This window comes from Pseudomonas sp. ML2-2023-3 (assembly GCF_037055275.1).
In the GTDB taxonomy this organism is placed as follows: domain Bacteria; phylum Pseudomonadota; class Gammaproteobacteria; order Pseudomonadales; family Pseudomonadaceae; genus Aquipseudomonas.
Genome location: NZ_CP146343.1, coordinates 1490628 through 1502553, shown reverse-complemented (window position 1 = coordinate 1502553; position 11926 = coordinate 1490628). Strand labels below are relative to the sequence as shown.

Genomic DNA, 11926 nt, shown 5'->3' with positions numbered 1-11926 from the left:
GACAGGCAACAGCGCACGGCAAATCAGGTCAATTCGACAAAATCGACGTCTGACCTGCAATTACCTTACATAAGAGACTTGCGTGCGAAATCTTTCAAACGCAGGCCCAACAGCAGCAGCATGCCGAAATAAGCCAGCACGCCCGCGATGACCAACCCGCCCAGACGGATAAACCGTTCCAGCATATTGCCGTGATCCCAGGCTGGCATCAGATGCATCAAGCCAAGTAATACCCCGGACATCACCAGCACCGCCAACACCAGCTTGAACAGGTATTTGGTCCAGCCCGGTTGCGCGACAAACAACTTTTGGCGACGCAACTGCCAGAACAGCAAACCGGCATTGATACAGGCACCCACGCTAATGGCCAACGCCAAACCGGCGTGCTGCAAAGGCCCAATAAATACCAGGTTGAGCAACTGCGTCACTACCAGGGTAAAAATCGCAATTTTCACCGGCGTTCGAATGTTTTGTTGCGCATAAAAGCCCGGTGCCAGGACCTTGATCATGATAATCCCGAGCAACCCAAGCGAATACGCGATCAATGCACGCTGGGTCATGGCCGCATCAAAGGCGGTGAACTGACCGTACTGGAACAGCGAAACGGTGAGTGGCTCGGACAAAATGGCCAACGCCAACGAGCACGGCAGCACCAATACAAAGCACAGGCGCAATCCCCAGTCGAGAATCCGCGAATATTCCTGGCGATCTTTATTGGCGTAGGTTTTGGACAGGGTCGGCAACAGGATCGTCCCGAGCGCCACGCCCAGCACTCCTGACGGCAACTCCATCAGGCGGTCTGCGTAGTACATCCAGGACACGGAGCCCGCAACAAGGAAAGACGCGAATATCGTATTGATGATCAGCGAAATCTGGCTGACCGAGACACCGATAATGGCCGGCACCATGTGCTTCATCACCCGCCAGACGCCGGTGTCACGCAGGTTGAGGCGCGGCAGCACCAGCATGCCGATTTTCTTCAGATGGGGCAGCTGGAACAGCAGCTGGGCCAGGCCGCCGACCAGCACCGCCCAACCCAGCGCCATGATCGGCGGATCGAAATACGGCGTCAGGAACAGCGCAAAAATGATCATGCTGACGTTGAGCAGGGTCGGCACGAAGGCCGGCACTGCAAATCGGTTCCAGGTATTGAGGATCGCCCCCGCCAGCGATGACAGCGAGATCAGCAATATATAAGGGAACGTGACCCGTAGCATGTCACTGGTCAGCTCGAATTTTTCCGGGGTCGTGGCAAAGCCCGGGGCGGTTGCCCAGATGACCCAGGGAGCAGCGACCATGCCCAGCACGGTAACAATGGCCAGTGCCAAGGTTAAAAGCCCGGCGACATACGCGACAAATGTACGGGCCGCCTCCTCGCCTTTCTGGCTCTTGTATTCCGCCAAAATCGGCACAAAAGCCTGGGAAAAAGCACCCTCGGCGAAAATCCTGCGCAGCAAATTAGGCAGTTTGAAGGCAATAAAGAACGCATCCGTGGCCATCCCGGCACCAAAGGCACGCGCAATGATCGTGTCGCGAATGAAGCCCAGAACCCTGGAAATCATGGTGATTGAGCTGACGGCAGCCAACGACTTGAGCAGGTTCATTGAAAGAGTTTTTGCCTATAGAGAAAGAGCAGGCGAACAAAGCGCCCACTTATGCGATACTGCGCGCCGCAACAGCACAGAGCCAAGCTCGCGAGTTTACAGGTCAAGCGCCGGAAATAAATATCCCGTCTGCCTCGATCCACCACTCAGCGGATCGCATCAAACGCCCTTGACAAGAGTTCTCGTCATCGGCATGATTCGCGGCCTATTTTGTTTGTTATTTCCCAAAAGTCTTTCGAGGAGCTCGACGGTGGCCAACACACCTTCCGCCAAAAAACGTGCAAAACAGGCTGAGAAGCGTCGCAGCCACAACGCCAGCCTGCGTTCCATGGTTCGTACCTACATCAAGAATGTAGTTAAGGCCATCGACGCAAAAGACGCTGCTAAAGCGCAAGCTGCTTATGTTCTGGCTGTTCCTGTTATCGACCGTATGGCCGATAAAGGTATCATCCACAAGAACAAAGCTGCTCGCCATAAGAGCCGCCTGAATGGCCACGTCAAGGCTTTGAACCTTGCGACCGCCGCTTAAGCGATAAGCTTTTTAAAAAACCGACCTCAGGGTCGGTTTTTTATTGCCTGTGATTTGCCCCCTTCCGAACACAACGCTCGTCATCGACTACAAAAGCGTCAACACAGTAAAAAATGGGCAAAAAAAAGCTGCGATAACCGCAGCTCTTTTAATTGAGACCCGTTACTCGTGCGCCCACGGCAAGATAGGAATCGCCGTCACTGCGTTCTGCGGGCTGCCTTCGATCAGGCGATCGCTGTACACCAGATACACCAGCGTATTGCGCTTCTTGTCGAGGAAACGCACCACCTGCATGGTCTTGAACACCAGCGAAGTGCGCTCCTTGAACACCTCTTCACCATCCTTGAGCTCACCCTTGAAGCTGATCGGACCGGTCTGACGGCACGCAATCGAGGCTTCAGCGCGATCCTCAGCCAAACCCAGCCCGCCTTTCATCCCACCCGTCTTGGCACGAGACAAGTAGCAAGTCACGCCATCGACCTTCGGATCATCGAACGCCTCGACCACAATGCGATCGTTCGGCCCGACAAATTTGAATACCGTCGACACCGTGCCAATTTCTTCAGCCGACGCCAGCAATGGCATCGCCAACATCAACCCCAACAAACCGCCAATCAAGCGCATGCCACACCTCACATTCAAACCAGGATCAGGTTATCGCGATGAACCAGCTCTGGCTCCGCCATATAACCCAGCAAGCCGACAATCGCATCCGATGACTGCCCAATAATTTTTTGCGCTTCCGCAGCGCTGTAGTTAGCCAGGCCACGGGCAATTTCTCGCCCGTCCGGCGCCACACACACCACCATTTCTCCACGACGGAAACCGCCCTGAACCGCCTTGACCCCTACCGGCAACAAGCTTTTATTGCCCTTGGACAAGGCCGCGACAGCCCCCTCATCCAGCACCAGCGTGCCGCGGGTCTGCAAGTGCCCGGCCAGCCACTGCTTGCGCGCTGCCAGCAGACCACGCTCAGGAGACAGCAACGTACCCAGGCGCTCGCCAGCCTTCAGACGATCCAGCACACGCTCCAGACGCCCACCCACGATGATGGTATGCGCACCCGAACGGGCCGCCAGACGCGCTGCACGCAACTTTGTCTGCATGCCGCCACGACCCAGCGCACCACCCGTACCGCCCGCCACTGCATCCAGCGCAGGGTCATCGGCACGGGCTTCGTAAATCATTTTTGCATCAGGGTTATTGCGCGGATCGGCATCAAACATGCCGTCGCGATCGGTCAGAATCACCAACAGGTCCGCCTCGACCAGATTGGCCACCAGCGCCGCCAGCGTATCGTTGTCGCCAAAGCGGATTTCGTCCGTGACCACCGTGTCATTTTCATTGATGACCGGGATCACGCCCAACTCCACCAGCGCACGCAAGGTACTGCGGGCGTTGAGGTAACGCTTGCGATCAGACAGATCGTCATGGGTCAGCAAGATTTGTGCGGTATGCCGGGAGTGCTCTGCAAAGCTCGACTCCCAGGCCTGCACCAGACCCATCTGACCAATGGCCGCAGCCGCCTGCAGTTCGTGCATGGCACTCGGTCGCACCGTCCAGCCCAATCGACTCATACCGGCCGCAACCGCACCCGAAGACACCAGCACCAGCTCAACGCCAGCCTCGTGCAACGCCACCATCTGCTCGACCCAAACCCCCATCGCTACGCGATCCAGGCCTTTGCCATCCGCTGTCAGCAACGCGCTGCCGATCTTGACCACCCAGCGCTGCGCACCCGTCACCTTGCTCCGCATCATCATCCAACCTATGCCTGAGAGCAGCGCGACCGAGCGCTACCCATGGAATTATTTTTGATTACCAACTCGTAGATGCTAAAACGCCGCTCATTGAGCGGCGCTGTAGTTTACTGCAACGAATCAGTCGCGGACGTAAATGATTTCAGGACCATCATCGTCTTCAACGTCTTCTTCATCCCAGTCATCGTCGCCGATGTCGTGGACGCTCTTCACGCCGCTGCGGCGCAGGGCACGCTTGTCATCCAGCGCTTGCAACTGCGCACGCGCCTCATCTTCGATGCGCTGATCAAGCTCAGCCAACTCTTCCTTGTAGGCCGGGTCATTGGCCAGACGGTCAGCACGATCTTCCAGATAACGCATGATGTCGTGGCACAGCTTGTCGGTACCGATTTTGGCGATGGCCGAAATCACGTAAACCGGACCCGTCCATTCCAGACGATCGACCACTTCTTTAACACGCGCATCATGCTCGTCTTGCGGCAACGAATCGCACTTGTTCAAGACCAACCAACGATCACGCTCAGCCAGGGACGGGCTGAACTTGGTCAGCTCGTTGACGATGACTTCTGCGGTATCAGCAGCGCTTTCACTGCCTTCAACCGGCGCCATGTCGACGAGGTGCAGCAACAGACGGGTACGCGCCAAGTGCTTGAGGAAGCGAATCCCCAGGCCCGCACCATCAGAAGCACCTTCGATCAAGCCGGGAATATCGGCAATCACAAAGCTCTTCCAGCGATCCACGCTGACTACACCCAGGTTTGGCACCAACGTGGTGAACGGATAATCCGCTACCTTTGGCTTGGCCGCAGACACCGAACGGATAAAGGTACTTTTACCGGCATTCGGCAAGCCCAGCAGACCAACGTCAGCCAGCACTTTCAGCTCCAGTTTCAGGTCACGCTGCTCACCCGGCTTACCCGGAGTGGTCTGGCGTGGAGCCCGGTTGGTACTGGATTTGAAACGGGTGTTGCCCAGACCGTGCCAACCACCATGAACCACCAGCAAACGCTGGCCGGCCTTGGTCAGGTCGCCGATAATTTCCTGAGTGCCCGCATCGATCACCGTGGTGCCGACCGGAACACGCAGCTCCAGATCTTCACCCTTACGACCTGTGCAATCTGCACTGCCGCCGTTCGAGCCGCGCTGGGCATCGAAGTGACGGGTGTAGCGGTAATCAACCAGGGTGTTGAGGTTTTCGTCGGCGATCATGTAGATCGAGCCGCCGTCACCACCATCACCACCGTTCGGACCACCGTTTTCGATGAATTTCTCACGACGGAAGCTCATGCAACCGTTACCACCGTCGCCTGCTTTTACTTTGATCGATACTTCATCAACAAACTTCATAACAAAACACGCCTCTCGTCATCAGGACGAGCCGATAAAAACCAAGACATAAGACTCTTGCAAAAATGAGCGCAGCGACCTCAATCAACGACCGTAAAATCCAGCGCCAGCAGCCCATACAAACAGTTTTGCAAGAGACTCACCCCACAAACGAAAAAGCCCCGTCGCAAGACAGGGCTCTTCCAGCTACCAAGCTATTACGCCGCGACGACTGCAGTCTTCGGAACGATGCTTACATAGCGACGACCGAAGGCGCCTTTAACCTGGAACTTGATCACGCCTTCCACTTTCGCGAACAGGGTGTGATCTTTGCCCATACCAACGCCGTAGCCAGCGTGGAATTGGGTGCCGCGCTGACGCACGATGATGTTGCCCGGAATGATAGCCTGGCCGCCATACATCTTCACGCCAAGGCGTTTGGCTTCTGAGTCGCGACCGTTACGGGTACTACCACCAGCTTTTTTGTGTGCCATGAGTCAATTCTCCTAGTGAGGAATTAGGCTGAAATTAAGCCTGAATACCGGTGATTTTGATCTCGGTGTACCACTGGCGGTGGCCCATACGCTTCATGTGGTGCTTACGACGACGGAACTTGATGATGCGGATTTTATCGTGACGACCTTGGGAGATCACTTCAGCAACAACAGTGGCGCCAGGAACAACTGGAGCGCCGATGTTCACGTCATCGCCATTGGCGACCAACAGAACGCGATCAAAAGTTACGGATTCGCCGGTAGCGATTTCCAGTTTTTCGATCTTCAGGTATTCACCTGGAGCTACTTTGTATTGCTTGCCACCAGTAACGATTACTGCGTACGACATGGTATTTCTCCGATAATCCTGCTCACCCAGCGCTTTATAGGTAAAGGTATTGGCTGGCATGGCTGCATGGGGCTGGAACGGCCCAAGTGCAATTGCGTAAGGCAGGTGCTGCCCAGGAAGTTCAGGGTGCGCGATTGTACGCAAGCCATGCCGGGGTTGCAAGGGGCCGTCTATCGCGCCTTGACAGGCCCAGCCCCCCGACCTAGCATGCCGCGCAACCCTTCTGGAGCACCTGTCGCTGATGCAACCCCAAGCTTTCTACCGCGCGGTGGCGGACGATTTTAGCGCCGTCGATGGCATCATCAAGAAGCAGCTGACTTCACGCGTACCGCTGGTCTCAAAAATCGGCGACTACATTACTTCAGCCGGCGGCAAACGCCTGCGTCCTTTATTAGTGCTGCTGTGCGGCAAGGCCCTTGGCCGCGAAGGCGACGATATGCGCCTGCTGGCCGCGACCATCGAGTTCCTGCACACCGCCACCCTGCTGCACGACGACGTGGTCGACATGTCGGGCATGCGCCGTGGACGCAAAACAGCCAATGCAACGTGGGGCAACGCGCCCAGCGTTCTGGTTGGCGACTTCCTCTATTCGCGCTCCTTCGAAATGATGGTTGAGCTGGGCTCGATGCCAGTGATGAAAATCCTGTCGCAAGCCACCCGCATCATTGCCGAAGGCGAAGTGTTGCAGTTGTCCAAAGTGCGCGATGCCAGCACCACTGAAGAAACCTATATGGAAGTCATTCGCGGCAAAACCGCGATGCTCTTCGAGGCTTCGACCCACAGTGCCGCAGCACTGGCCGGTGCCACGCCAGAACAAAGCGAAGCGTTGCGAACCTTTGGCGATCACCTGGGCGTAGCGTTCCAGTTGGTGGATGACCTGCTCGACTACCGCGGCGACGCCGAAACCCTGGGCAAGAACGTCGGTGACGATCTGGCCGAAGGCAAGCCGACACTGCCACTGATCTACACCATGCGCGAAGGCACGCCCGAACAGGCAGCCTTGGTGCGCAAGGCCATCCAGAAAGGTGGCATTGAAGACCTGGAGAGCATTCGTGCCGCCGTTGAGGCCTCCGGCTCGCTGGAGTACACCGCTCAACTGGCTCGTGACTACGTAGCCCGCGCAATTGTTTGCCTTCAAGCCCTGCCGCCTAGCGAATACCGCGACGCACTGGTTGAGCTGAGCGAATTTGCAGTAGCGCGCACGCACTAACTGCCTGTGGGAGCGGGCTTGCTCGCGATGCAAGCGCCGCCACCGCGGCGCTCCAATCGCGGGCAGCCCGCTCCCACACGGTCAATCTGCCCCGCCATTCCCCGCCCCGCACTAAAACCCTATATAATGCGCGCCTTTTAGCCATCCTGACTCTTAAGGAGCTTTAGTGAGCACGTTGCCGCCCTGCCCAAAATGCAATTCCGAATACACCTACGAAGACGGCGCCCAGCTGATCTGCCCGGAATGCGCCCATGAGTGGTCTGCCAATGGCGTAGCGGAAGAAGCCAGCGATGAAAAAGTCTACAAGGACTCCGCAGGTACTGTACTGACCGACGGCGACACCATCACCGTCATCAAGGACCTGAAAATCAAGGGCACGTCCCTGGTGGTCAAAGTGGGCACCAAGGTCAAAAACATTCGCCTGTGCGATGGCGACCACGATATCGATTGCAAGATCGACGGTATCGGCCCCATGAAACTCAAATCCGAGTTCGTGCGTAAAGTCTGATCCTGTTGCTTTCCTTCCTGCGTTTAGCGCAGGAAGGTGCAATTTCCCTCGCAACACTCCCGCGCAACATCAAAAAGCCATCAACCTTGATCCGCAGCAGCTCTAACGCACAAAGACGATAAATCCGCCAATAGGCACTTGCTATTAATTGAATAAGAATTATTCTCATTGGTATTCATCAAGGAGATGACGACCATGACTTATTTAATTGATGCCTGGCTGGACCGTCCACATCCCTATCTGCGAATCCTGCATCGGGAAACCGGGGAAGTCTGTGCGGTACTGGAAGAAGAAGCGCTGAACGAACTGCAGGACCAGGGCGACCTGGATTTCAGCGGGCTCAACTCAAGCGAACCGGTAGTGCTCAAGGAGCTGGTGCGCAATTTGTTTCTATTTTGCTATGCCCGGGCATTGCGCCCTTGCGGTACGACTGACACTCATCAGCACCACGCCAAAATACACATATGACGTGGCCGGTGCAGCTGCGGGTTTGCCAGCAAACCCGCAGCCAACGTCAAAGCACCGGGTTCTTACAGAACGTCCAGCAGCTCAACGTCGAATACCAGCACGCTGTGCGGAGCAATGCTGCCAACGCCTTGGGCGCCGTAAGCCAGTTCGCTCGGCACGTAGATGCGCCATTTGCTGCCGGCGTTCATCAGTTGCAGGGCTTCAGTCCAGCCGGCAATCACGCCGCCAACCGGAAACTCAGCTGGCTGACCACGATCGTAGGAGCTGTCAAACACAGTGCCGTCGATCAGGGTGCCGTGGTAGTGAACACGTACAGTGTCTTCACGGGATGGCTTAGCGCCTTCACCTGCAGTCACAACTTCAAATTGCAAGCCGGAAGCCAGGGTGGTGATGCCGTCTTTCTTGGCGTTTTCAGCCAGGAATGCCTTGCCTTCGCCTGCAGCAGCTTCTGCCTTGGCAGCCGCTTCAGCTTGCATGATCTCGCGGATCACTTTGAAGCTGGCCGACATTTCTTCCTGACCTACACGGCTTTCCTTGCCCGCGAAAGCGTCAGTCAGGCCAGCCAGGATTGCATCCAGGCTGATGCCCGGTGGCGGGTTGTCGCGCAGTTGGTCGCCCAGCTGACGGCCAATGCCATAGCTAACACGAGTTTCGTCGGTCGACAGATTTACTTCGGACATAACACTGCTCCGCTGTGGGGGTGCCCGGAAAATGCCACGTTAACCGCAGCCCCCGAACACCCGGAACCAAAAAAGGGCCAGCAGACTACCACAGCCCCCAAAGCCTTCGCAGCCCGGGTTCGTGTGCGCACACAGGCTTGGGGTCAGTGTTTGGTCAATTTATCCAGATAGCCCATCGCAAAGGCCGATACCACAAAGGTCATATGAATGATCACGTACCACATCAGGTACTCGGTCTCGATATTGCGCGCATCCATGAACACTCGTAGCAGGTGAATCGAGGAGATCGCCACGATCGACGCTGCCACTTTCATCTTCAGCGAGGTTGAGTCCATGGTGCCCAGCCAGCTGAGTTTCTCCTTGTGGTCGTCGATGTCCAGTTGCGAGACGAAGTTCTCGTAGCCGGAAATCATCACCATCACCAACAGGCCGCCCACCAGCGCCATGTCGATCAGCGACAAAATGACCAGGATCAAATCCGACTCACTTAACGCAAACACGTTGGGGATTACGTGAAACACTTCCTGAAAGAACTTCAACGCCAAAGCCAACAGACCCAGCGAGAGCCCGAAGTAAATAGGCGCCAGAATCCAGCGCGAGGCGTACATTGCGTTTTCGATAAAGCGTTCCATTGAATCTCACAGGAATTAAAAAAATGGGCGCGAGTATATCAGTGAGAAAACCGCATAGTTAAAGGCTTCGAAACAGCCTGTAAAAACATTTTCTGCTAGTGTCCTCCTCTCAAGCATTGTTTACGGACAGGAAAACCGAACCATGGATCTGCGATTTCCCTTGGCCTGTTTTGGGTTTTCGATGGCTGTGCTCGCCATTGCCGGCTGCTCGCCTGACGACGAACACCAGCAGGCCACTCTGGAAGAACGCAGTGCTGCGTTTGAACAGAGCCTGGACACCATCAAGGATCAACAGCTCAAAGATGCAATCGCCGACCTGGGCGGTTCTTTGCTGTTGCTGGAGCGTGCGCGCCTCAAGCTTCAAGACAAACCCATCGAGACCGAATACGCCACGGACGACCTTGCACTGCTCAAGCACTACCCCAGCAGCCAGGCGTTAAGCGATACCTATATCAACGGTCTGTTTGTGCTGCGTAAAAACTCCAGCTCCGATTACTTGACGGACCTGGAACCCGTCTTCCCGTTCCCGCTCAATAGCGCGTCCGAATTCCCGTTTCCCCACGCGCTGGAATGGCAGTCCGTGACCCTGAGCAACAAGCAGGTGGTGCCCTTTGCTCCCGAGTGGTCTGAAACCGACCCAGGCATCCAGCTAAGCCCCTCCAGCGCCAACCTGAGCAACCCGGACGACCTGACCGTCACTTACCCCTACATTGACGGGCTTGAGGTCGAGAACACTCGACAGCCCCAACCCCTGATCCTGCATGGCAAAGTGGAAGTGATCGCGCCAGGCAAGGTGGTCAACTTCAACCTGAATGCCAAGGATGTGGGCAAAACCCGTACCGACGGCACAATCAGCGTGACCCTGCTGACGCTGGGTCAAAACTATGCCGAAGTGGATATCGTCAACAGCTCCCCGCTGGCAGAACAGGTACGAGATACCCCGCTCAACCCGCTGATCATCCAGGCCCGCGACCACTCCGGACAGTTTCTGTCACGCTCGGGTTCGATTAACGAAAACGCCGAACAACTGGCCTTTTATCAGCAGCAACTGGCCGAAATGCTCAAGCAAACCGCCTGGAGCGAGGCTTTTGAGCAGCAACTGGATAACGAGCAACAAGCCTTTGAGCAGAAGCACCCCCACCACTACAGCAAGGTGTACTTCAACGGCACGGTAGAGAGTGTCGATATCAACGTGCTCGATTTCTCCACGGCCAATGTCACCCGCAAATCCCTCGATCTGCCGGTGCTCAAGCTCGACAAAAACGTGGTGGGTAAAGAGATTCAGGCACTCCCGATCAACGTTGTGGTGTATGACGACCAGGCCGCCAGCTACCTCAAGAACGCCACCCTTGACCCGGAGCAACTGGAAAAGAGCGTGGTGATCAGCCAGTCAGTGGACGATGCCAGCGCGGCAACCCTTGAGTTCAGCCACCCGGCCACCTTCAACGACGAAATGCTCGGGGCGCTCCCGCAAAAATCCGACGCACCCGTGACCTTTTTTGCCGAAGATGAAACTGGCAACCGCAGCGAGCCGCTCGAACTGCCCATCGAAGCCTTTGATGTGGACCCCAACGCGGGTGTCATCACCTACGACCTGAACCTGTTCCCCGAAACACCGGCCTATGCGGTTGGCTCAATCCCGCTGTTTGTCGCAGACATAGACAAGCAGGTACTGGATGTCGCCCACCTGCCCAAAGGCCTTGAGCTCAAAGGCAATACCCTGATCGTTGATCAAAAATTGTTCCCGGAAGAGGCCTGGCGCTTTTATGCAAAAGACGGCACGGGTAACTACCTGAAGGAAGTGCTAGCTGTCAGCCACAGCGCCGAGCCAGATGGCCCGCCAGTGTTCGACGTGCATTACTTTTATGGTCAGCCGACTCAACTTGAAAGCTATGCACGCACAGCCCTGAACCCTGTCGAATATGGGTTTGAAGTCAAACTCGACAAAGCTGCGCCAGCCAGCACCCCCCAATAAAACCGCCGTTTTAGTGGGACGCGCTGCAGCGCCCGCCATTGATCTGACGCAACTGGGCCTGCACATGCAGGCACCAGATCTGCGGATCGTCCGCGAGCCGATAACCGTGCAGCGTCAGGCTTTCAACGATTGATTCAAGAATGGTTTCGGCCACGAAAGGCCCTGGGAACGGGCCTTGCGCCTTGATTGTAGAGGGCTGCTCACCTGCCAGACCTGCAGCAAAGAGAAGCGTCCACATCCCGTTATTGCCTGCCAGCGGTCGAATGCTGCATTCAATACGAGTCACCAGGCCCAAGCATTGGCGAGTAAGGCAAAGGTTGCGCGACATGGCGGCGACCCTCGATAGATCCTGTCTTCAGCCGCACACTACGGGCTGCATCGTCCGGTGACG

Annotated in this window: 14 protein-coding genes; 5 read left to right on the top strand and 9 right to left on the bottom strand. The window is 56.3% G+C overall.

Annotation, left to right across the window (positions count from 1 at the left end):
• Positions 1 to 65: 65 nt before the first annotated feature.
• Positions 66 to 1604 carry a murein biosynthesis integral membrane protein MurJ gene (gene murJ, locus V6P94_RS06910; protein WP_219260985.1) on the bottom strand — a complete coding sequence of 513 codons (1539 nt, stop codon included), beginning with the start codon at positions 1602 to 1604 and terminating at the stop codon, positions 66 to 68.
• 250 nt (positions 1605 to 1854) lie between these two features.
• Between murJ and rpsT the strand changes: the two genes are divergently transcribed.
• The gene (rpsT, locus tag V6P94_RS06905) at positions 1855 to 2133 is read left to right on the top strand and encodes a 30S ribosomal protein S20 (protein ID WP_003443902.1); all 279 of its coding nucleotides are present in this window, start codon (positions 1855 to 1857) and stop codon (positions 2131 to 2133) included.
• A gap of 162 nt (positions 2134 to 2295) precedes the next feature.
• On the opposite strand, the gene V6P94_RS06900 is transcribed toward rpsT, so the two are convergent.
• The 5 genes from V6P94_RS06900 to rplU form a co-directional block, all read right to left on the bottom strand.
• The gene (locus V6P94_RS06900) at positions 2296 to 2757 is read right to left on the bottom strand and encodes a CreA family protein (protein ID WP_133078595.1); all 462 of its coding nucleotides are present in this window, start codon (positions 2755 to 2757) and stop codon (positions 2296 to 2298) included.
• A gap of 14 nt (positions 2758 to 2771) precedes the next feature.
• Positions 2772 to 3890: a glutamate 5-kinase gene (gene proB / locus V6P94_RS06895; RefSeq protein ID WP_219261011.1), complete on the bottom strand. Its 1119-nt coding sequence runs from the start codon at positions 3888 to 3890 to the stop codon at positions 2772 to 2774.
• A gap of 123 nt (positions 3891 to 4013) precedes the next feature.
• The gene (gene cgtA / locus V6P94_RS06890) at positions 4014 to 5240 is read right to left on the bottom strand and encodes an Obg family GTPase CgtA (protein ID WP_019824019.1); all 1227 of its coding nucleotides are present in this window, start codon (positions 5238 to 5240) and stop codon (positions 4014 to 4016) included.
• A 197-nt stretch (positions 5241 to 5437) separates the two neighbouring features.
• Positions 5438 to 5713, bottom strand: coding sequence for a 50S ribosomal protein L27 (rpmA, locus tag V6P94_RS06885; protein WP_003443913.1), 276 nt, complete (start codon positions 5711 to 5713; stop codon positions 5438 to 5440).
• A gap of 34 nt (positions 5714 to 5747) precedes the next feature.
• Positions 5748 to 6062 (bottom strand): 50S ribosomal protein L21, encoded by a 315-nt coding sequence (gene rplU / locus V6P94_RS06880; protein ID WP_003443915.1) that lies wholly within the window; start codon positions 6060 to 6062, stop codon positions 5748 to 5750.
• 241 nt (positions 6063 to 6303) lie between these two features.
• Between rplU and V6P94_RS06875 the strand changes: the two genes are divergently transcribed.
• From V6P94_RS06875 to V6P94_RS06865, 3 genes are all read left to right on the top strand, one after another.
• Complete coding sequence (locus V6P94_RS06875; protein WP_133078596.1) at positions 6304 to 7272, top strand: polyprenyl synthetase family protein; 969 nt, start codon at positions 6304 to 6306, stop codon at positions 7270 to 7272.
• Between the two features lie 166 nt (positions 7273 to 7438).
• The gene (locus V6P94_RS06870; protein ID WP_016779415.1) at positions 7439 to 7780 is read left to right on the top strand and encodes a zinc ribbon domain-containing protein YjdM; all 342 of its coding nucleotides are present in this window, start codon (positions 7439 to 7441) and stop codon (positions 7778 to 7780) included.
• 195 nt (positions 7781 to 7975) lie between these two features.
• The gene (locus V6P94_RS06865) at positions 7976 to 8248 is read left to right on the top strand and encodes a hypothetical protein (RefSeq protein WP_133078597.1); all 273 of its coding nucleotides are present in this window, start codon (positions 7976 to 7978) and stop codon (positions 8246 to 8248) included.
• Between the two features lie 62 nt (positions 8249 to 8310).
• On the opposite strand, the gene V6P94_RS06860 is transcribed toward V6P94_RS06865, so the two are convergent.
• Positions 8311 to 8928 carry an FKBP-type peptidyl-prolyl cis-trans isomerase gene (locus tag V6P94_RS06860; RefSeq protein WP_019824026.1) on the bottom strand — a complete coding sequence of 206 codons (618 nt, stop codon included), beginning with the start codon at positions 8926 to 8928 and terminating at the stop codon, positions 8311 to 8313.
• Between the two features lie 143 nt (positions 8929 to 9071).
• A complete protein-coding gene (locus tag V6P94_RS06855; RefSeq protein ID WP_019824027.1) occupies positions 9072 to 9560 on the bottom strand; it encodes a TIGR00645 family protein in 489 nt (162 codons plus the stop codon).
• Between the two features lie 142 nt (positions 9561 to 9702).
• On the opposite strand from V6P94_RS06855, the gene V6P94_RS06850 reads away from it, so the two are divergent.
• Positions 9703 to 11535 (top strand): hypothetical protein, encoded by a 1833-nt coding sequence (locus tag V6P94_RS06850; protein WP_338649138.1) that lies wholly within the window; start codon positions 9703 to 9705, stop codon positions 11533 to 11535.
• Between the two features lie 10 nt (positions 11536 to 11545).
• On the opposite strand, the gene V6P94_RS06845 is transcribed toward V6P94_RS06850, so the two are convergent.
• The gene (locus tag V6P94_RS06845; RefSeq protein ID WP_019824029.1) at positions 11546 to 11863 is read right to left on the bottom strand and encodes a hypothetical protein; all 318 of its coding nucleotides are present in this window, start codon (positions 11861 to 11863) and stop codon (positions 11546 to 11548) included.
• Positions 11864 to 11926: the final 63 nt, after the last annotated feature.

What these genes read in the sequence shown, in the direction of transcription:
- rplU (WP_003443915.1), bottom strand. Translation starts at nt 6,062, where the DNA reads ATGTCGTACGCAGTAATCGTTACTGGTGGCAAGCAATACAAAGTAGCT.
- V6P94_RS06855 (WP_019824027.1), bottom strand. Translation starts at nt 9,560, where the DNA reads ATGGAACGCTTTATCGAAAACGCAATGTACGCCTCGCGCTGGATTCTG.
- V6P94_RS06850 (WP_338649138.1), top strand. Translation starts at nt 9,703, where the DNA reads ATGGATCTGCGATTTCCCTTGGCCTGTTTTGGGTTTTCGATGGCTGTG.
- V6P94_RS06860 (WP_019824026.1), bottom strand. Translation starts at nt 8,928, where the DNA reads ATGTCCGAAGTAAATCTGTCGACCGACGAAACTCGTGTTAGCTATGGC.
- murJ (WP_219260985.1), bottom strand. Translation starts at nt 1,604, where the DNA reads ATGAACCTGCTCAAGTCGTTGGCTGCCGTCAGCTCAATCACCATGATT.
- V6P94_RS06845 (WP_019824029.1), bottom strand. Translation starts at nt 11,863, where the DNA reads ATGTCGCGCAACCTTTGCCTTACTCGCCAATGCTTGGGCCTGGTGACT.
- rpmA (WP_003443913.1), bottom strand. Translation starts at nt 5,713, where the DNA reads ATGGCACACAAAAAAGCTGGTGGTAGTACCCGTAACGGTCGCGACTCA.
- V6P94_RS06865 (WP_133078597.1), top strand. Translation starts at nt 7,976, where the DNA reads ATGACTTATTTAATTGATGCCTGGCTGGACCGTCCACATCCCTATCTG.
- cgtA (WP_019824019.1), bottom strand. Translation starts at nt 5,240, where the DNA reads ATGAAGTTTGTTGATGAAGTATCGATCAAAGTAAAAGCAGGCGACGGT.
- V6P94_RS06900 (WP_133078595.1), bottom strand. Translation starts at nt 2,757, where the DNA reads ATGCGCTTGATTGGCGGTTTGTTGGGGTTGATGTTGGCGATGCCATTG.
- proB (WP_219261011.1), bottom strand. Translation starts at nt 3,890, where the DNA reads ATGCGGAGCAAGGTGACGGGTGCGCAGCGCTGGGTGGTCAAGATCGGC.
- V6P94_RS06875 (WP_133078596.1), top strand. Translation starts at nt 6,304, where the DNA reads ATGCAACCCCAAGCTTTCTACCGCGCGGTGGCGGACGATTTTAGCGCC.